At 61.3% G+C, this 20,906-nt stretch carries 11 protein-coding genes; 5 read left to right on the plus strand and 6 right to left on the minus strand.

Annotated features, from left to right (window positions below; all coding sequences use genetic code 11):
• Positions 1-238: 238 nt before the first annotated feature.
• Complete coding sequence (locus KDW55_RS00530; RefSeq protein WP_212159806.1) at positions 239-1,114, minus strand: urease accessory protein UreD; 876 nt, start codon at positions 1,112-1,114, stop codon at positions 239-241.
• A 761-nt stretch (positions 1,115-1,875) separates the two neighbouring features.
• Between KDW55_RS00530 and KDW55_RS00535 the strand changes: the two genes are divergently transcribed.
• From KDW55_RS00535 to KDW55_RS00555, 5 genes are all read left to right on the plus strand, one after another.
• A complete protein-coding gene (locus KDW55_RS00535; protein WP_212159807.1) occupies positions 1,876-2,607 on the plus strand; it encodes a hypothetical protein in 732 nt (243 codons plus the stop codon).
• A complete protein-coding gene (locus tag KDW55_RS00540) occupies positions 2,607-9,566 on the plus strand; it encodes a S8 family serine peptidase (RefSeq protein WP_212159808.1) in 6,960 nt (2,319 codons plus the stop codon). The genes KDW55_RS00535 and KDW55_RS00540 overlap by 1 nt, the downstream gene beginning before the upstream one ends.
• An 84-nt stretch (positions 9,567-9,650) precedes the next feature.
• Complete coding sequence (locus tag KDW55_RS00545) at positions 9,651-11,777, plus strand: type I secretion system permease/ATPase (RefSeq protein WP_212159964.1); 2,127 nt, start codon at positions 9,651-9,653, stop codon at positions 11,775-11,777.
• Positions 11,778-11,798: 21 nt separating this feature from the next.
• Positions 11,799-13,217 (plus strand): HlyD family type I secretion periplasmic adaptor subunit, encoded by a 1,419-nt coding sequence (locus KDW55_RS00550; RefSeq protein ID WP_212159809.1) that lies wholly within the window; start codon positions 11,799-11,801, stop codon positions 13,215-13,217.
• Positions 13,207-14,688 (plus strand): TolC family protein, encoded by a 1,482-nt coding sequence (locus tag KDW55_RS00555; protein ID WP_349252586.1) that lies wholly within the window; start codon positions 13,207-13,209, stop codon positions 14,686-14,688. Before KDW55_RS00550 ends, KDW55_RS00555 begins: the two co-directional genes overlap by 11 nt.
• Before the next feature lie 98 nt (positions 14,689-14,786).
• On the opposite strand, the gene urtE is transcribed toward KDW55_RS00555, so the two are convergent.
• From urtE to urtA, 5 genes are all read right to left on the minus strand, one after another.
• Positions 14,787-15,479, minus strand: coding sequence for an urea ABC transporter ATP-binding subunit UrtE (gene urtE / locus KDW55_RS00560; RefSeq protein ID WP_212159810.1), 693 nt, complete (start codon positions 15,477-15,479; stop codon positions 14,787-14,789).
• A gap of 4 nt (positions 15,480-15,483) precedes the next feature.
• Positions 15,484-16,341 carry an urea ABC transporter ATP-binding protein UrtD gene (gene urtD, locus KDW55_RS00565; RefSeq protein ID WP_069241051.1) on the minus strand — a complete coding sequence of 286 codons (858 nt, stop codon included), beginning with the start codon at positions 16,339-16,341 and terminating at the stop codon, positions 15,484-15,486.
• Positions 16,338-17,528, minus strand: coding sequence for an urea ABC transporter permease subunit UrtC (gene urtC, locus KDW55_RS00570; protein WP_212159811.1), 1,191 nt, complete (start codon positions 17,526-17,528; stop codon positions 16,338-16,340). The genes urtD and urtC overlap by 4 nt, the downstream gene beginning before the upstream one ends.
• Position 17,529: 1 nt before the next feature.
• Complete coding sequence (urtB, locus tag KDW55_RS00575; RefSeq protein ID WP_212159812.1) at positions 17,530-19,149, minus strand: urea ABC transporter permease subunit UrtB; 1,620 nt, start codon at positions 19,147-19,149, stop codon at positions 17,530-17,532.
• A 185-nt stretch (positions 19,150-19,334) separates the two neighbouring features.
• Positions 19,335-20,642 carry an urea ABC transporter substrate-binding protein gene (gene urtA / locus KDW55_RS00580; protein WP_059544033.1) on the minus strand — a complete coding sequence of 436 codons (1,308 nt, stop codon included), beginning with the start codon at positions 20,640-20,642 and terminating at the stop codon, positions 19,335-19,337.
• Positions 20,643-20,906: the final 264 nt, after the last annotated feature.

Below are 20,906 nucleotides of genomic sequence, written 5' to 3' on the forward strand. Positions count from 1 at the left end.
GAAGGCATTCGTTCAGGAAAACGTAATTTTATCGATGCGCTGCAAGGCGGCCCGGGCGCGGCTCATCGTAGCACCGCGCCGCTTTCTCGTGCGCCGTATATCGGTTATGTAAGCAGCAAGGCCCGTGCCATGCCGATCGAATGTGCGCGAATGCGCGTTCGTGGTGCGCGGTGCATCGAACGGGGGCGGCCCGCACGGACGCGCTGCGCCGAAACGGTGCGTGCCGCTTTCGCGGCGATCACGTCTGCCAGAGACGAAGCGGCCGTGCATCGACGCCATGCACGATCGGGCGCAGAGACAGCCAGCAGTCGGTGAAGTGCCGTTGCAGCGCTTCCATTGATGTCGACAATGCACGCACCAGCACGACGCCCGGCGTTACGCAGGTCGCGCCGGTGCGCAGCGTCTCGTCGAACGGCATTCGCGCGGCGAGCGCTTCCGCAAGTGCCGCATCGCACGCGGTACCGACCGCCCACAGCGTGCCGTATGCGGGAAAGCCGGCGAGGCCCTGTAGCGCGCCGCGCAGCGGATCATGCGCGTCGAGCAGCGCGCGCTCCGTCCATAGCGGCCGGCCGTCGGCATCGGCGATTGTCGAGCGCGACACGATGCGGCCCGCCGACCACGTTTCGCCGGCTGCTTGCCGGCCGAGTTGCGTCGCGTCCCAGCCGATCGCGGTCGCGCCGGCGCCGAGCGTTACCGTGAAGTCGAGCGCGGCGTGCGCGGCGTCGAAGAACAGGTTGTTCTGCGGCAGCCAGTCGAGCTTCGCGCGCTCGCCGACCGTGATGCCGATGCGTTGTGTCGCGTCGAGTCCGTTCGACTTGTACCACTTGGTGGCGCCGGGGGTGGTCAGTACGGCATGCGTGGCTTCGCCGAGTGCGATGTCGATGTCGAGCCGGTCGCCGCCGGCGACGCCGCCCGGCGGGTGAACGATTACCGCGTGGCAGATCGCGTCGCCTTCCGGATACAGCGGCCGTTGCACGCGCAGCGGGCCGTCGTGCAGCCGGTGAACGAGTGTCGTGCGCGCGCCGTGCTGTGCGAAGCCGAGTTCGAGGCGGCCATGCCAGGACTTGGCGACGGCAGGGCGGGACAGCGGGGCGTGGGAGTCGGGGGCGGACATCGGTTGAGTGGATCGAGACAAGGGCGCGGTAATCCTACAGCAATGCGAGCAAACCGCGCGGGCGGTGGAAGCGTCGAATTCCGTTATTTGATTCCGATTGGCGGTCTGGGCGCATGCAACTGCTCAGCGACGTCTCAGTGCCATGTGCCGACTGGTGGCGGTTTTACTGATATGTGGGAAGATCGCGCGCCCTCTCCCCTCAATAAGACATCAGCTTCGTGAAAGTAATTTTGACAATTAGAAACACTTGATATGAAGATTTTTGTCGAATTGCTTCGGTATCCAATCCATATCTGTCGGGGGTTTGCGAGACGTTTGTCCGGAGAGTTGTGGGATTGCGTAGAGAACGAAATAAAAATCATTTGCAGCTACTTCAACGGGCAGTTAGATTTTTCCGTGCCTTCGAGGAATGTGATGTGACTAAAGTCCACGATCAAAGGGAAGAGCCAAAGCACGTGCCCTGAACATAAGCGTACGCCTCGACTAGCGGCGATGAAGAGGAGCTTGATGTGACAGTTCGAGGCATTGTACGACTTGGTGCCTCGCTAATTGACCTGTGAGGCCGTTGGGGCGAAGGGGTGCGAGATGGACTGCGATGGTGCGAAATTTTTATGCCGAGGCCATACCGGGAGCGTTACGGTCCAGGCTTTCAACTCGATATGTTTGGGTCGACCGGATCGCGGCCGAAGTTTGATATGAAGTGCTTGTTATCTTCAATTAATGAATGTTTTCGTGATCTCGGGCGGTTGAAGTCGGGTCGCATGGTGATATTTGATTTCGACACACGCGTGCTATTCGGTAATTTGAATGAAATGCAGTTCGGCTCAGTAAAGAACATCCTCCGAGGCTTGGCGCTAGCCATCGTGATGAGCATCGGAATTGGATTACCCGATCGAGCATCCTACGCTGGATTGCTCGAGGACGAGATGTCGATGGATGCGACGCCGATCGATATTGAATTGGCTGGAGCGCGTTATCGGATTCCGCGAAATTACCTCTACAACATGGACGACTGGAACGGGGGCGCGCAAAAAAATGTATCCATTCGTGTTGTCTACCCAGGGTTCAAGCCGTTTGGACCGGGCACGAAAGACTGTATGCTCAAGCTTAATGGGGGGCACTGTCGAATTTATGATGTGTATGTTACGGAAAATTTGGCGGTTAGTGAGATAGGGTTCAATAATTTCAAGCGGTTATTTCGTGAGCCATATCCGAAAAATGGTCCGTATGGATTTCAGTTGTTTGAGATTGGACCAGACAATTCTAGGATCGAATTCTATCGTAAAAATATAGGTGGAATGTCGATCGTATTTGATTGCTCTCTAGACAAATCGTATGCTGATGATGCCATCTGTCATCATGTTGCTCGTACCGAAAGTGGTGCAACTATCTCCTATTTTTTTGTTAGAAGTGAAGGTTTAGGGGACGCTGTCGAAGTGGACTTGGGGCTGCGAGCCCTAATTGATTCATTTTATACGGGGAAGGTGAGGTGATGCAATTTAATCTCAGTGATAATACCATATATCTGGTTAATAGAGCTCTCAGTGATGGACCTGGAAACAAGAACGTTAATTTTCATAACGCTTATTTGGCGATCTATCGCGACATCAAAGATCGCGCGGACGTCGATCCCGGGACGATCAACTGGTTTTCAAAGGCTGGTGATGTCAATATCCAACTTTTCTCGCCTAGTCCGGCTGGAACCTGGATCTACAATTACATGTTTGCCGCCGCGAAATCACAGGGCGCCGAATTGGACAACAGGCTGTTCCAAGCAGTTTCCGATACGATTGCACGGACGGTCTTTAGGCAAATCCAAGGCGCTGGGGGTGTTTTCGATACCAATCAATTTTCCCCAAATAGAATTGTCGAGATCGACGCCGGCTCCGGCCTGCGCGAAATCCAGCGCGTCTATTCCGACAAGAATCTGAATTTCGCGATATGGGGCGGGACTCTTTTCACTCGGAACGTCCTGAAAGTTCCGACCTACCTGTCGGATTACGGGATCGACGTCAGTCATCCGCTGACTCGCGACTGCCAGGCGATTTCTGCTGGATTCGTGGCCGCAGCCAAGGCGACGGCCAAGTACCTTGTCGACAACTGGGGCATGGCGCTCGATCTCGATAAGCGTACGATTCTCGCGTGCATGCTCGAGCCGCAGCCTGATGCGCCGTACGCCCGCCCCATTGGTGGCAAGACTCCCAATGTCGACTTTACGCCCCTGTGGAGCGACATATTTCAGGCGGCGGGAAATCTGGTGTTCCACCCCGACGATGCCGTCGCACTTGCAGAGGATGCGGCAAGGTTGAAAACCAGATTCGAATTGCCCGGCATTACGGGGCCTGTGCGGAATCTCATCAACATCGAAATCAATTCGAGCCCGCGCCCGCAGACCGGTTCGGTGAACCAACACCAGGCCTCGCAAGATGTGGCCAACGGCTTCGTCCAGAACAGCGCGACGAGCAAGATCTCGTTCTCGGATGGCACATTGAACAAGACCGATTTCACGTCAGCCCAGATGGGAAGCCTTGCATCGGGCGGCGTGCGTCCGGGTGCGTTCCAGCTCGACCCGAACGCGAAGCCGGGGTCCTACTTGGGACAGTTTTACGTCGACCCGGTATCGACGAGAAAGCCGAACGCTGCCGGCCTGAACTCCGCCGTGCTCAACGGCCTGTCGGCGATGACCACGATCAACACCTACATCGATCCGATTCTGCTCGACCTGACCGGTAACGGTGCCAACACGACCGGCATCGAGGACGGTGTGCTGTTTGATGTCGACCATAGCGGCATGTTGAAACGTACCGGATGGGCAGACTCCGCAACCGGCATTCTGGTGATCGACGACGGCAGCGGCCAGATCACGAATGCGAGTCAGATGATGTCGGAGTATTTCGGAGGCAAAGCGGGCACGAACGGGGCACCGGGGCAGACGAAGTTTAAGGACGGCTTCGGTGCGCTGGAAGGCGTTGACTCGAATCGTGACGGGGTCGTCGACTGTAACGATGCGATATGGAGCAAGCTTCGCGTATGGGTGGACGCCAACCATGACGGCAAGTCCGACAGAGGCGAACTGAAGACGCTCGATGAACTCGGCATCACGGAGATCAACGTCAAGCCGATATCGCGCGCATCGGGCGAGACGCAAAATGGTAACGAGGTGATCGGCCGAGGAACGTTCACGATCAATGGCGTGATACGTCAGCTGATGGCCGTGAACTTCCTTGCCGACCCGGTGGGGAGCATGTTTGCGCCAGTCGACGGCGGCACCAGAGTGACGTCGACGACGGGCAGCGTCACGCGGACGGCATTCACGAGCGCGAGCGTGGCAAGCGAGACGCTCGATGCCGCGAAGCTCGGGGTTGACAACGTCTACGCCGGCAAGGGCGACACGACGCTGATCGCGGCGCCGTCCGGCAGTTGGCTCGTCGGTGGCGGCGGCAGCAATACCTATCGGGGCGGCGCAGGCGACGACGTGTTCGTCATCAGCGCGCGCGACAACCCGGACCACATCCGCGGCAACGGCGGCCGCGATATCGCGATCATCGTCGGCGATCAGGGCGTGACGCTCAACTTGGCAAAGGCCGGTCTGACGATCGCCGAAGGTGGACGCGGAGACGACGTCCTCATCAGCGGCGGCAACAGCAGTGCGTTCATCAAGGGCGGTCAAGGCAACACGACGATCATCGGCGGTGGCGGGAACGATGTGCTGGTTGGCGGATCGGGGCACAACACGATCATCGGCGGCACCGGGAAAGCGGTGATCTATGCGGGACCGAACGGCGACACGATTTATGCGTCGGCAGCGGGCAGCATCATCCATGCGGGCGGCAGCGCCGATCGTATTTTCGGCGGTGCAGGCGACGACGTCATCGAGGCGGGTCACGGCGACGCGATCATCGACGGCGGCGGCGGCACCAATGTCGTCACGCTGCACGGCAATCACGGAGACTATGCGATCACGCGAACCGAAACAGGCTATACGATTGTTGACCGTCATGCTCGACGAGACGGCTCACTCACGTTGAAGAACGTTCAGAAGCTGAATTTCTCGAATATTTCGGCCGTCGATCTGACGCTTCCGAATCCGATGCCCGTGTCGGATTCGCTCCGTGTCGATCAGGCAGGACAGGCTTTCGACCACACCCGTCCTCATCTGATCGCCGCCGCCCAACTGCTTTCGAACGATCAGCGGCTGAACAGCCAGGGGCCGTTGAAGATCGCGTCCGTTGGCGACGCCGTTGGCGGAACGGCGTCGCTTACGCAGTCGGGCGACGTCCTGTTCACGCCCGATCGCGCCTTTAACGGGGTGATGAGCTTCAAGTACGGAATCGTCGATGCAGCCGGCAATCCTGCGGCGACAGTAGTGGATCTGAATAGCGGCGCGACCGCGCCCATGCGGGCGACGGTGACGTTGTCGCCCCCTGAAGTCCCCGACGACCCGTTGACGTCACAAGAGTGGTATTTGAGCGACGTCAACATCATCCCTGTCTGGCAAGACTATACGGGTAAAGGGGTGCGTATCGGACAATTCGAACCGGGCGGCCAGTTCGCTACCACACCGGAAATTCTCGACATCCGTCATCCGGATCTCGCGCCGAATATCGATCGCGCGTGGCTTGCGACTCAGACGAGCAACGGAACGCTGCCGCAGGCCGTGTCGAATCATGCGACGATGGTTGCCGGCGTCATGGTTGCGGCCAGGAACGGACAAGGCGGTGTCGGCGTCGCATACGACGCGACCATCGGAGGCCACTATCTCGCGAACAGCGGGGCTGACTTGACCGGCCTCGGCAACATGGTCAATTACGACGTTGCGAATAACAGTTGGGGATTCGTCAACGATTTCGTGTGGAGCAACTTGCAGGCGGGGAAAATCAATACCGAGAGTGCGTTGCTTGCGAATGCACAATACGCGGCGGGCAACGGTCGCGGCGGCCTCGGCACCGTGATCGTTGCGGCCGGAGGGAATGCACGGGAAAAAGGCGGCAGCGCGCAAGGTTCGCTCACCAACAACAATCGATTCACGATCGAAGTCGGCGCGATTAACGCGCAAAGCGACCTGTCGACGTTGCAGCCCGGCTCGTCGCCGTTCTCGAGTCCGGGCGCCAGCCTGCTGGTTTCGGCGCCCGGCAGCAACGTCGTGTCGACCAGTCATATCCTGGAGACTGACCGAGGGTCCACGTTCGGTAGCCAATACAGTGACATGCAAGGCACGAGTTTCGCCGCGCCGATCGTTTCTGGCGTGGTCGCACTCATGCTTCAGGCCAATCCGAACCTCGGGTATCGTGACGTCCAGGAAATCCTTGCGCTGTCGGCGAAACGTGTGCGCGACACCGCGACGAAGTGGAGCGAAAACGGTGCGCGCAACTGGAACGGTGGCGGCATGCATGCGAGTCACGACTACGGTTTCGGCAAAGTCGATGCGCGCGCGGCGGTACGCCTGGCCGAGTCGTGGGCCAGGCGGAGTACCGCAGCGAACGAGCGTGTTTATGCCGCGACGAGTGGCACGCTCGCACGGGTCATTTCGGCGGGTTCGACGTTCAGTTCGATGTTGACGATGCAGTCTGGCCTGACGGTCCAGCATGCAGAAATCGATTTCGATGCTCACGTCGGGCAGCTGGGCGATCTGGTCGTGAAGCTGATTTCTCCGGACGGGACCGAGAGCATTCTTCTCGACCGGGCAGGCAAGGCGCCGGGCACTGGCAATGCCGACGTAGGCAATCCACGTTCGGGTGCGTTCAAATACACGTTCGTGTCGACGCATGACTGGGGTGAGCGTTCGGGCGGCACCTGGACGCTCGAGGTGACGGACTCGGCGACTGGTTTGCCCGTCACCCTCAATCAATGGTCGCTGCGACTGTATGGCAATCGGTCGGCATCGGACGACACGTACTTCTACACCGATGAATATCGCAGTCTGAGCGAGGGGAGCGCGGCTCGCGCCGTTCTTGACGACGGCGTGAACGGTACGCGTGGCGGACGAAACACGATCAATGCCGCGGCAGTCTCCGGCGACACGTCGATCGATTTGACCACCGGGGCGGCGAGCATCGGCGGTGCGGCATTGACAATCCGAAATCCCGGCGCCATCCAGAATATCGTGACGGGCGACGGCGATGATCGGCTCGTTGCCGGGGATGGCGACGCGTTGCTCGATGGCGGGCGCGGAACGAACACGCTGACGGGTGGGAAGGGTAAGGATTTCTTCGTCGTGCACCGCCGGGCAAACGGTCTCGATACCATTGAAAACTTCGAAGCCGCGCGCGGTGAGAAAATCGATCTCGTCGGCTTTGCGGGCAGAAGGTTCAGCGATCTCGTCCTGTCCCAACAGCGCTCCGATGTGCGCATCGATGTCGGCAATGGGCAGCAGATCGTCGTCAAGAACCTGCAGGTTGCCACATTGACCGCCGATCATTTCCTGTTCCAGGATAGCTTTATTGCACCCGCAAACTACGTCGACTGCGCGGTTCGGGACGAAAGACTGCCGGACGCAGGCGGCACAGTTGTCCTGAATGGCGGCGCGAAGGGCGTCAGCTACACCACTGACGCCCAGGGGCGTCTGATCGCGTCGCTCGCCGGCGTCGTCTACAGCCATGACGCCGCCAAGTCGGATACGTTCGTCATCGCGAAACAGGACGGCGTATCGAATTATCGCAATGCGTTACGCGGATTCAAGCACGGCATCGACAAGATCGACCTGAGCCAAACAGGCATCACGAGCTTCAGCGATCTGGTGATCGCCCAGCAGAACCGGGCCACGATCAACGGCCTTTCGCAAATTCATGGCGTCAGTCTGGCCAGCAAGTCGCTTGGCACGAACGGGACGCCGCTCGAGCTCATCTATCTCGATGCCATTGATACCGCGCAACTGGATGAAGCTGATTTCATTTTCGCGACGCAAGTGCCGGGCTTCGCCGGCATCGTGACCGCTCCACCTTCGGACACACAGCCACCGGAAGATCAGGCGGTGACGCCAACCATCACCCCGGCTCCGGGGGGAGGCGTTTCAATTCCGTTGATCAAGGTCGATCCCGTCAAGCCAGTGGTGCCCATCAAAATCGATCCGGTGAAGATCGAACCGATCAGGCCGATCGTGCCGATCAAACTGGATGCGGTCAAGATCGAACCGATCAGGCCGATCGTGCCGATCAAACTCGATGCGGTCAAGATTGAACCGATCAGGCCGATCGCGCCGATCAAACTGGATGCGATCAAGATCGAACCGATCAAGCCGATTGCGCCGATCAAACTGGATGTGGTCAAGATCGAACCGATCCGGGCAGTCGCTCCAGTATTCCAGCTAGACCCGCTCAAGCCAGTTGTTTCTCCATTCCCGGGCGCCGGCACGCCGAAATTGTCCGGGCGATCCATGTCTGTCCGGATGCTCGATTCCGCGAAGCCGTGGACGAGTGAAGATTTATCGACGTTGTTCGCCGTTCCGCAGGGCGAGGCTGTCACGTACACGGCAACTTTGGCAGACGGTCGACCATTACCGGACTGGCTCAAATTCGACACGATTCAGAACCGGTTGAGCGTCGTAGCCGGTACAGGACCGAACGGTAAGGTCGACGTGAAGGTTCACGCGACGACTCGATTCGGCGAATCCGCGGTTTCGACGCTTCAATTGCTTGTTAAGCCCAATATGATCGACGTAGCGTCGTTCAAGACGCTCGATATTACGGACAGCCAAGCCGCGGTCAACATGAGCAATGCGTTTTCAAAAGTGAGCGCAACGAGCGGGCGTCATGTCCTGTTGCAAAGCGGTGCGTTCACGTCGGCCACCTTGGCAGGCAACGATTCGAACGAGGTCGTGATAACAGGCACGTCCGCGAAGCTTGCGACAGGTAACGGAGACAACAAGATAGAGCTGTTCGGCTCGGGAGCAACCGTGAACGCCGGTGACGGGAACAATGCCGTCACGACGTCAGACAGCTCGGCGAGCATTTCTGTCGGCAACGGCAACAACGCAATATCCGGCCAGTTCCGCAGTCTGTCGGTAGGTTCGGGGAAGAACATCATCTACAGTGCCGGCGCCGCCGCGATCATCGATCTCGGCGATGGCCACAATGCCGCGACAATCGCAGGAAGTCTCTCGACCGTCCATGTGAAGCGCGGCACCTACGAACTCGACTATGTCGGCCCGCTCGGAAAGCTGGTGTTCGGTACGGACGTTTCGTCCGAACGACTCTGGTTCCGGAGTGCGGGTCAAGACCTGAAAATTTCGGTCGTTGGCGGCGCCGGGGACGTAACGTTGAAGAACTGGTACGCGAAATCGCCTGACCGACCAAGCAATATCGTTGCCGGTGACGGCAAGAATCTGTCCAGCTACAGCGTCGAGAATCTCGTTCAGGCGATGGCCGCATTCGCGCCGCCATCGGCGGGGATCATGGCTCCGACACCGGACACGCAGAAGTCGCTGCAACCGACGCTAGCAGCCAACTGGTATTAACGATTCAAAGTTCAACCGCCATCCGCGATCCGGTTCGCGGATGGCCGATTATTGCCGCAATTTTTCCACGCCAATTTTCTTGAGATGGACGACACACATCATTCGCATTCCGATCACGATCCGGGTTTGGCGGCACTTGTACTGATCGCGCAGTTTCACGAAATCGCGACGGACGCCGATCAACTGCGTCACGCGAGTGGATTGGCGTCGTCACATCTCGCGGCGGACGATCTGGTATTGGCCGCACGGTCGATCGGCCTGAAGGCGCGCGAAGTTCGAGTATCGATGAATCGGCTCGCCTCCACGCCTACGCCGGCATTGGTTCTCGATGCGGCTGGCCGTCATTTCGTGCTCGCAGCATGTGACGACGAAAAAGCGTTGATCGTTGAGGGCGGCGCGACGGGGCCAAATGTTTGTGCTCCCGCAGACATCATCGATCGGTCCGGCGGGCGGATGATTCTGATTGCGTCACGCGCCGCGCTAGCCGGTGGATTGGCGCGGTTCGACTTCTCCTGGTTCGTTCCGGCCGTCGTCAAATATCGACGCTTGTTGACTGAAGTCCTGGTCGTATCCGCGGTGCTTCAGCTTTTTGCACTGGTGTCGCCGCTCATGTTTCAGGTCGTGATGGACAAGGTTCTGGTCAATCGCGCTTTCGACACCTTGAACGTCGTCTGCGTTGCGCTGTTGATTAGTGCCGTCTTCGAGGTATTGCTGACCGGCATACGGAATTTCGTTCTAGCTCATACGGCGAGTCGGATCGACATCGAATTGGGCGCGAAACTGTTTCGCCATCTGCTCGCATTGCCCTTGGCGTATTTTGGCGTTAGGCGCGTTGGCGACACGGTTGCTCGTGTTCGCGAACTCGAGAGCATTCGCAGTTTCCTTACGGGCCAGGCCGTTACGGTGCTGATTGACCTCGTCTTTTCGATCGTATTCCTTGCGGTCATGTGCATGTACAGCGTGTGGTTGACGCTTGTCGTCGTCATATCCCTGCCTGTCTATGCGACAATATCGATTGCGATTACGCCGGTTCTGCGTAGGCGGCTGGACGAGAAATTCGCGCGGACGGCGGACAATCACGCTTTCTTGGTCGAGACCGTATCCGGTGTCGAAACGGTCAAATCGATGGCCGTCGAACCGCAATTCACGCGCCGGTGGGATAACCAACTCGCTGGCTACGTCGCCGCGGGCTTTCGAGTGACGTCGCTCGGCAACGTCGGCCAGCAACTCATCCAGTTGGTGGGCAAGCTCGTGTCGCTGGCCACGCTTTATCTCGGCGCGAGGCTCGTCATCCAGGGAAAGCTGTCGGTCGGCCAACTGGTGGCATTCAACATGATGTCTCAGCATGTCGCTGCGCCAGTATTGCGCCTTGCACAGCTGTGGCAAGACTTTCAGCAAGTCGGCATTTCGATGAGCCGCCTTGGCGACATTCTCGACACGCGTACCGAATTGACGCAGAACCGCCAGACCCTTCCGGCGGTGCGTGGCAACGTCAGTTTCCAGAATGTCCGGTTTCGATATCGTCCCGACGGACCCACGATTCTCGACGGTGTCTCGCTTGATATTGCCGCCGGCGAGGTGATTGGTATCGTGGGCCGTTCCGGATCCGGGAAGAGCACGCTGACGAAACTGTTGCAGCGGCTTTATGTGCCGGAGCAGGGGCGCGTCCGCCTCGACGGTATCGATCTCATGCTGGCCGATCCTGCCTGGTTGCGTCGCCAGATCGGCGTCGTACTGCAGGAGAACCTGTTGTTCAATCGTTCGATTCGCGAAAACATCGCCGTGACGGACCCCGGGACGTCGCTCGATATCGTGATCGAGGCGGCGCGGCAGGCAGGCGCACACGACTTCATCGCCGAATTGCCGGAGGGCTATGACACGCTCGTGGGCGAACATGGTTCAAACCTGTCGGGGGGGCAGCGGCAACGCATCGCGATTGCACGGGCACTGGTTACCAACCCGCGCATTCTCATTTTCGACGAGGCGACAAGTGCGCTCGATTTCGAAACCGAGCGCGTTATCCAGAACAACATGAAAGCGATGTGTGCGGGGCGAACCGTCATCATCATCGCACATCGGCTTAGTTCGGTACGCCATGCCGATCATATCGTCGCGATGGACAAAGGCCGGATCGTTGAACGAGGCACGCACGAGTCGCTGCTCGAGTTGCGGGGCTACTACGCTCATTTGATCTCACTTCAGAATGCCTGAAGCCACTCCTGTCTTGTATCGATGAAATACCGAATTTGCGCGCTCGACGCCTTGCTCAGGCGGTATGCGACAGTGTTTCGCGCCTCGTGGCGCACCCGAAAAGAACTCGATTTCGAGTGCCGATTGCCTCACGAACGAGCTTTTCTACCCGCTCACCTTGAGCTTGTAGAGACGCCAATCCACCCGCTTCCAATGTGGACGACCCGCATCATCGTGACGCTTGCCGGGTTGATCGTTGTAATCGCGCTTATCGGACAACTGGATATCGTTGCAGTTGCTCCCGGTAAGCTGGTTCCGAAGCAGCAGGTCAAGACGATTCAGCCTGCCCTCACGGGCGTGGTCCGTCGTATCTTGGTGCGAGATGGCCAGCGTGTTCGAGCTGGCCAACTTCTGATGGAACTCGATACGACGCAGGCGGCGGCGGACGCGGACAAGGCTCGCCTGACTCGAATCGACGCGGCGCTTACCGCGGAACGTTCGCGTGCGCTACTGTTCGCGCAAGCACACTCGATGGCGCCGGTGCTTCGGACAATCGATGGCGCGAGCGAGCAACAGCAGCGTGAGGCACAGCGTTTCGCGGTGAGTTTTCACGATGAATACAGAGATCGGTTGGCCAGTGCGCAAGCCGAACTGATGAAGCGGGAAGCCGAACTCGCGACCGCCCGCCAGCAAATTGCAAAACTGGCCGCGACGACTCCGCTGGCGAGGCAGCAAGCCAACGACTACCGGGTACTCTCAACCGACAAGTACGTTGCCAGGACCGAGTATCTCGATAAGGAACAGACGGCACTGAGCCAGGAGCACGAACTGGCGGCCCAGCGGAGCCGCGCCACGGAGCTGGCCGCTGCGATCGTCCAACAACGTGCGGAAATCGCGGCGATTTCATCGCAGTTTCGACGTCAGCAGATGGACTTGCTCGACAGGGCAACGCAGCAGGTGGAACAAAGCCGTCACGACGAAACCAAGGCCGATACGCGGCAGAAGCTGTTGAGCCTGACTGCCCCGGTTGCCGGCACAGTTCAGCAATTGCGCATCCATACGCTCGGCGGTGTAGCGACTGCGGCCGCGCCGGTGATGGAGGTTGTACCGGACGATGCGCTCGAGGTTGAGGCAAACATCGAGAACAAGGACATTGGCTTCGTCAAAGCGGGCCAGCCAGTTATCGTCAAGGTAGAGGCGTTTCCCTATACCCGATACGGGTACCTGAAAGGCACGGTCGAGACCGTTTCGAACGATGCTGTTCAGGATCGCCGGCGGGGGCTGACGTTTCCGGTGCGGATTCGGATCGCAACCAACAGGATCCGCGCGAACGACACCTGGATCAGTCTGACGGCGGGAATGGCCGTGACGGCGGAAATCAAGACCGGCAAGCGGACGGTCGCGCACTATTTTCTCGACCCGGTCATTCAGACCGGGCAGGAGAGCTTGCGTGAGCGTTAAACGATTCGTGCGGTTCCTCCCGTTGCGGGGCCTTGCCGTTCTTGTGTGGTTGCCGGGTTGTGCGACGATCGCGTATGCACTCGATCCGTTCGGGACCGGCCGGTCCGTATCCGAAACCCCGGTAGCGGAGATGCTCGGCGGCGAGGGCGACGTGTGCACATTCGGCGAGCTACCGAAACCCGTGAAACTCAAAGACGCCGTCGAGCGGGCATTGTGCAATCACCCGAAGACCCGGCAAGCCTGGGTAAATGTCAAGATTCAAGCCGCAGCCGTTGGCGCAGCGCGAGCCGCATTCTTGCCGACCGTGACAGCCACTTGGCAAGGGACGCGCAACAATACAGTCGATCATGTGACAGGTTATCGGCAATACGACTCGAATCACCGTAGTACTCGTCACAACGCCAGTGTGTCGCTGAGCTGGGTGTTGTACGACTTCGGAGGCCGATCGGCGGCCTTGCGCGATGCAACCGAATTGTTAGTCGCAGCGCGAGCCAATCAACAAGCAGTGCTTCAAACGGCGTTCTCCAAAGTTGCGAAGGACTTCTACGCAGCTCAGGCGGCCCAAGCTTCGCTAGCGGCGGCACGGGAGATCGAATTGGCGGCGAGGTCGAGCGCCTCGGCGGCGGCGGCTCGCGCGGACAAAGGTATTGCGGCGATCAGTGACCAGTTGCAGGCGCAAACCGCACTAGCGGATGCCATCGTGAATCGTACCAAGGCGGAAAGCGATATGAAGAGCGCGATCGGTGCGCTTGCGACCGACATGAACTTGACGCCTGCAACAGAGATTGTGCTGCCCGATGTTGGCGAAGGGGTAACAGCGAATCGGGAATTTTCCGACTCGGTGACGGAGCTGATCTACTTGGCCCGGCGTCGATATCCGGGTGTGCTTGCCGCTGAAGCCCAGGTCGAGGCGGCAAAAGCGAAGGCTGCTCGGACTCGGGCAGAAGGCTTGCCTCGTTTGAGCATTGTCGGTCAATACAACTACAACAACCAGCCGACTAGCCTGCAACTTGGGTTTGCCCCGCTCGCCGCGACGCATCGCGAATGGTATCTCGGCCTCCAAATGACGATCCCGATCTTCGAAGGATTCGCGCGGACATACCAGGCGAAACAGGCAGATGCGCAAGTTGAACTACAGACTTACACGCTGGACGAAACGCGACAACAGACAGGCCTCGACGTCTGGAATGCCTACCAGGCGCTTCAGAGCTCGATGCAGAATCTGGAGAACAGCGCGGAGCTGTTGTCACTGGCCGAACGTTCGCATGATGCTGCCGAGCATCGTTACAGGATGGGCGCAGGGAGCATCCTCGAGCTGCTGAACGTTCAGTCGGCGCTTGCGGGGGCAAAGAGGCAACGGATTCAGGCGCTGACAGATTGGCGATCAGCACGGCTTCAGTTGGCGGCGAAACTGGGCCAGATCGGTATGTGGAGCTTGGCGAGTGGCGAGGATTCGCAGTCGTTTGATTGAGGCTAGTCACAGTAGATCGCCGCCGATATTGCGACATATGCCAATATTGGCAACGAGCTATCAAACACGCCCGGCAGGCCCTTTTTTCGGCCCCCGCGCTACACCGCGATCAGCTCCCGCACGCCGTTCGTCTCCATGTCGCTCGCGGCGCCGCCCGCAACGATCTCGCCGCGGCTCATCACCCAATAGCAGTCCGCGATCGACCGCGCGAAATCGTAATACTGTTCGACGAGCAGCACCGTCATCTTCGATTCGTCGACGAGCTGGCGCAGCGTGCGGCCGATGTCCTGGATGATCGACGGCTGGATGCCTTCGGTCGGCTCGTCGAGGATCAGCAACTGCGGTTCGCTCATCAGCGCACGGCCGATCGCAAGCTGCTGCTGCTGGCCGCCCGACAGGTCGCCGCCGCGTCGCGCGCGCATGTCCTTCAGCACCGGAAACAGGTCGTAGATGCGGTCCGGCACCTTTGCCGGCGCCTTGCGGCTCGCCGCGCCGACGAGCAGGTTTTCCTCGACGGTGAGCCGCGGAAAGATGTCGCGGCCCTGCGGCACGTATGCGAGCCCGGCCGCGACGCGCGCATACGGCGGGAGTGCGCCGAGCGACGTGCCGCGCCACGACAGGCTGCCGCTCTTGGCCGCGACGACGCCCATCAGGCACCGCAGCAGCGTGCTCTTGCCGACGCCGTTGCGGCCGAGCAGCACGGTGAGCTTGCCGTCGTCGGCGGCGAGCGTCACGTTGCGCAGGATATGGCTGCCGCCGTAGTACTGGTTCAGTGCATCGATCTTCAGCATTGCGTCACCGTCCGAGGTAAGACTCGATCACCGCGTCGTCGCGCTTGACCTGGTCGAGCGTGCCTTGCGCGAGCACCGCGCCTTCGGCCATCACCGTCACGCGGCCGCTATCGCCCGCGAGCGCCGCGACGAACTCCATGTCGTGCTCGACGACCATCATCGAGCACGTGCCGCGCAGCGTGTTCAGCAGCTTCGCGAGCTCCATCGTCTCGTGATCGGTCATCCCGGCCGCCGGTTCGTCGAGCAGTAGCAGCGCCGGACGCTGCATCAGCAACATGCCGATCTCGAGCCGCTGCTTCTGGCCATGCGACAGTTCGCCGGCTGCGCGGTACGCGTCGCTTTCGAGGCCGATCAGCGCGAGCGTTTCCTCGATCTTCGTCTGCGCGGTGCGGTCGAGCCGCGCGCGCAGCGACGCAAGCCAGCCCTTGTCGGTCTGCATCGCGAGCTCCAGGTTTTCCCAGACCGGATGCTGTTCGAACACGGTCGGCTTCTGGAACTTGCGACCGATGCCCGCGCGTGCGATCTCCGGTTCGTTCATCCGCGCGAGGTCGATCGTCTGTCCGAGAAACACCTTGCCCGCATCGGGACGCGTCTTGCCGGTGATCACGTCCATCATCGTCGTCTTGCCTGCGCCGTTCGGACCGATCACGCAGCGCAACTCGCCTGCATCGATCGCGAGCGACAGCCTGTTCAGCGCGCGAAAACCGTCGAAGCTGACTTCGATGTCTTCGAGGTAAAGGATCGTGCCGTGCGACGTATCGATGCCGTCAGGCACGACGCGGCCCATCGATGCGCTGCCGCTGACGGCCAGCAGCTCGTCCTCGGGCGGTGGCGTGAACTGGTAGAGGGCCGTGCCGTTCATCCGCGTTTCCCCTTCGCGAGCAGCGTGTCGACAAGGCCCATGATCCCGCGCGGCAGCAGCAGCGGCACAAGCACGAAGATCAGGCCGAGAAAGAACAGCCAGTACTCGGCGAAGTACGCGGTGAAGAAACTCTTCGCGCCGTTCACCGCGAATGCGCCGACGATCGGGCCGATCAGCGTGCCGCGTCCGCCGACCGCGACCCAGATCGCCATTTCGATCGAATTGCCGGGCGACATCTCGCCGGGATTGATGATGCCGACCTGCGGCACGTACAGCGCGCCGGCGATTCCGCACAGCACGGCCGACAGCGTCCACACGAACAGCTTGTACGCGAGCGGGCTGTAGCCGAGGAACATCAGCCGCGTCTCGCCGTCGCGTACCGCGGTCACCACGCGCCCGAGCTTGCTGGTGACGACCGCACGCGCAACGATGAATGCAAGCACGAGCGTCGCGAAGGTCAGCAACAACAGCACGGTGCGCGTGCCGGGCGACGTGATCGAAAAGCCGGCGATGCGCTTGAAGTCGGTGAAACCGTTGTTGCCGCCGAAGCCCGTCTCGTTGCGAAAGAACAGAAGCATCGCGGCGAACGTCAGCGCCTGCGTGATGATCGACAGGTACACGCCCTTCACGCGCGAGCGGAACGTGAAGAAGCCGAACACCCAGGCGAGCAAGGCTGGTGCGAGGACGACCAGCGCGAGCGCCCATGCGAGATGCTGTGTGCCGCTCCAGTACCACGGCAACTGATGCCAGTCGAGAAACACCATGAAGTCGGGCAGTTCGCTGCCGTACTTGCCGTCGCGGCCGATCTCGCGCATCAGGTACATGCCGATCGCATAGCCGCCGAGCGCGAAGAACAGGCCGTGGCCGAGGCTCAGGATGCCGCAATAACCCCACACGAGATCGAGCGCGAGCGCGGCGATCGCGTAGCACATCAGCTTGCCGGCAAGCGTCATCGCATACGCGGACAGATGGAATGCGCTCGACTCGGGCGCGACCAGCGCGGCGAGCGGCACGCCGATACCGATCGCGATGCATAGCGCGACGAGCGCGAGCCATGCGCGGCGCGGCAGCAGCGCGGGGCGGGGCGGCAGCCCGAGCGCGAAGCGTTCATCCGCGCGCGCGCCGGCCGACGTGGGTTTCGGCGCATCCGCGACCGGGTTCGACAACGAATCGGTGAAGGAAGTCACGTCATGCCTCCGCGCTGCGTCCCTTCGGGGCGAACATCCCCTGCGGACGCTTCTGGATGAACAGCACGATCATCACGAGCACCGCGATCTTCGCGAGCACGGCGCCCCAGAACGGCTCGATTGCCTTGCTGACGAGGCCGAGCCCGAAGCCGCCGAGCACGGTGCCGGCGATCTGGCCGACGCCGCCGAGCACGACCGCCATGAACGAATCGATGATGTAGTTCTGCCCGAGGTCGGGCCCCACGTTGCCGATCTGCGACAGCGCGCAGCCGCCGAGGCCTGCGATGCCCGCGCCGAACGCGAACGCATACGCGTCGACGCGCGCGGTCTTCACGCCGACGCACGCGGCCATCCGGCGGTTCTGGGTGACCGCGCGCACGAACAGCCCGAGCCGCGTCTTCGTCAGCACCGCCCATGCGACGAACACCACGGCGAGCGCGAACGCGAGGATCGCAAGCCGGTTGTACGGCAGGATCAGGTTCTGCATCACGGTGACGCCGCCGCTCATCCACGAAGGGTTCACGACCTGCACGTTCTGCGCACCGAACAGCATGCGCGTCGCCTGGATCAGGATCAGGCTCACGCCGAACGTCGCGAGCAGCGTTTCGAGCGGGCGGCCGTACAGGTGCCGCAGCACGAGCCGTTCGAGCACGATGCCGACGAGTGCGGCGGCCGCGAACGATACGGGCACCGCGACGAGCGGATACCAGTCGAACGCAGCCGGTGCATAGCGCTGGATCAGCGTCTGCACGACATAGGTTGCGTACGCACCGATCATCAGGAATTCACCGTGCGCCATGTTGATCACGCCGATCAGCCCGTACGTGATCGCAAGGCCGAGCGCCGCAAGCAGCAGCACGCTGCCGAGCGACAGGCCCGCGAACACGGTGCCCGCGATCTCGCCGCGGCGCTGCAGAGCGTGCAGCGTGTCGAGCCCCTGCTGCGCGGCGTCGCGCACGCGCGCGTCGGGTTCCGCATAGCTGCCGTCCGCGTTCTTCGCGACGAGCGGACGCAGCTGTTCGATCATGTCGAGATCCTGGCGCGCGGCCACCACGTGCACGGCTTCGAGACGCTTCGCCGGATCGGCGTCGTGCAGCGCGGCAATCGCCCATAGTGCGTCGAGGCGGCGTTTCAACGCGGGATCCGTTTCCTTCGCGCGTGCACGGTCGATCATCGGCTTGAGCGCCGGATCGGGCGACTTCAGCAGCGCATCGATCGCGTCGCGGCGCGCGGAGAGATCGGGCGACGCGAGAGCGAGCCCCGACAGCGCGGCGGCGATTTTCGTGCGCAGCAGGTTGTTCAGCATCACGGGCTGCGCGTCGCCGGCCGGCGTCGCAGCCTGGGTGAGCGCGTCCCGCGCGGTATCGCCGGTCTGAATCAGCAGGCGGCCGTCGCCGGTCGCAAGCGCGTCGCCGCTCGACAGCGCATTGAGCAGCGCGACGGCGCGCGGATCGGTATCAGCGGTCAGGTGTTCGATCGCGGCCGTCTTCGCGTCGAAGTCGTCGCCGGCGAGCGCGGCGGTATCCGCGGCCGTCAGCGCGCATGCGGCGCGTGGCAGCGCGCAGAGCAACGCAGCGCACGCGACGATCGCGACGACGGTCTTGTGAAAGCGTATCGGCATCGGAGTTCCTGTCGGGCGTGGAGACGTGGTCTCACGCGGTGGCATGGCGGCTGCACCTTCGGCAATGGCGACGGCGCTTCATGCTGCCGCACCGGCGCGCCGGTTTCGACGCGTTGCGACCGTGCGCGCCACGGAGCCGCGCGCGGCCCGGGCGCTGCCTGTACGCGCAGCGCCCGCGCATTGCATCAGGCCAGCGCCGCGCGTTGCCGGCGCAGGAACGCCGGGATCGAGCTGACCACGTCCGGCTTGCCCTGGTTGCCCGCGATGAACGGGCTCCACGGCTGCGCGCGCACGGCCGTCTTCGTCTTCCATACGACGTTGAACTGCCCGTCGCCACGGATTTCGCCAATCATCACGGGCTTGTGCAGGTGGTGGTTGCCGTCCATCGTGAGCGTGAAGCCCGACGGTGCGGCAACCGTCTGGCCGATCATCGCGACGCGCACCTTGTCGACGTCGGTGCTCTTCGCCTTCTCGACCGCCTGCTTCCACATGTGGATGCCGACATAGGTGGCTTCCATCGGATCATTGGTCACGCGCTTTGCGCCGCCCGGCAGATTGTTCGCGTTGACCCACGCGGCGAACTGGTCCTTGAACTTGGTGTTGGTCGGGTTCTTCACCGACATGAAGTAGTTCCATGCGGCGAGGTGGCCGACGAGCGGCTTCGTGTCGATCCCGCGCAGCTCTTCCTCGCCAACCGAGAATGCGACTACCGGCACGTCGGTCGCCTTGATCCCCTGGTTGCCGAGCTCCTTGTAGAACGGCACGTTCGAATCGCCGTTGATCGTCGAGATCACGGTCGTCTTGCCGCCTTGCGCGAAGTTCTTGATGTTCGCGACGATCGTCTGGTAATCGCTGTGGCCGAACGGCGTGTAGACCTCCTGAATGTCGGCGTCCTTCACGCCCTTCGATTTCAGGAACGCGCGCAGGATCTTGTTGGTCGTGCGCGGATACACGTAGTCGGTGCCGAGCAGGAAGAACCGCTTCGCGCTGCCGCCTTCGGCGCTCATCAGGTACTCGACGGCCGGAATCGCCTGCTGATTCGGCGCGGCGCCCGTGTAGAACACGTTGCGCGACATTTCCTCGCCTTCGTATTGCACCGGATAGTAGAGCAGGCCGTTCAGCTCCTCGAACACCGGCAGCACGGACTTGCGCGACACCGACGTCCAGCAGCCGAACACGCACGCGACCTTGTCCTGCGTGAGCAGCTGGCGCGCCTTCTCGGCGAACAGCGGCCAGTTCGAGGCCGGGTCGACGACCACCGGCTCGAGCTTGCGGCCCATCACGCCGCCGCTCTTGTTGATGTCGGCGATCGTCATCAACGCCGTGTCCTTCAGCGACGTTTCGGAGATCGCCATCGTGCCCGACAGCGAATGCAGGATGCCGACCTTGATCGGGCCCGTGCCCGCATCGGCCGCGTGCACGAACGGACTCTTGCCCGCCAGCGCGAGCGCACCAGCCATCGAACCGAACTTCAGCAGACTGCGACGTTTCATCGGGTTCCCCTTGACGTGTTGGTTGTGCGTGCGCCGTGGTGGCGGCGTCGGCATGGGGATAACGCAAGGCATGTGCCAGTCGCGCGGATGCACGCCGGGCGTGCCTGTGCGGGAACGAGTCGAGTACCGGCGCGGTGCGCATGATGCGTCGTGCAGCACGCGCGATCCGTTGCGGTGCGTGTGCGCGGGCGTAAATGGTGCATGATGTGCCGCGCACGCAGCACCGCCCTGACGGCGCGGAGGGCGCGCATTGAACGGGCGGCT

It is taken from the genome of Burkholderia sp. AU19243 (genome assembly GCF_018148075.1).
In the GTDB taxonomy this organism is placed as follows: domain Bacteria; phylum Pseudomonadota; class Gammaproteobacteria; order Burkholderiales; family Burkholderiaceae; genus Burkholderia; species Burkholderia latens_A.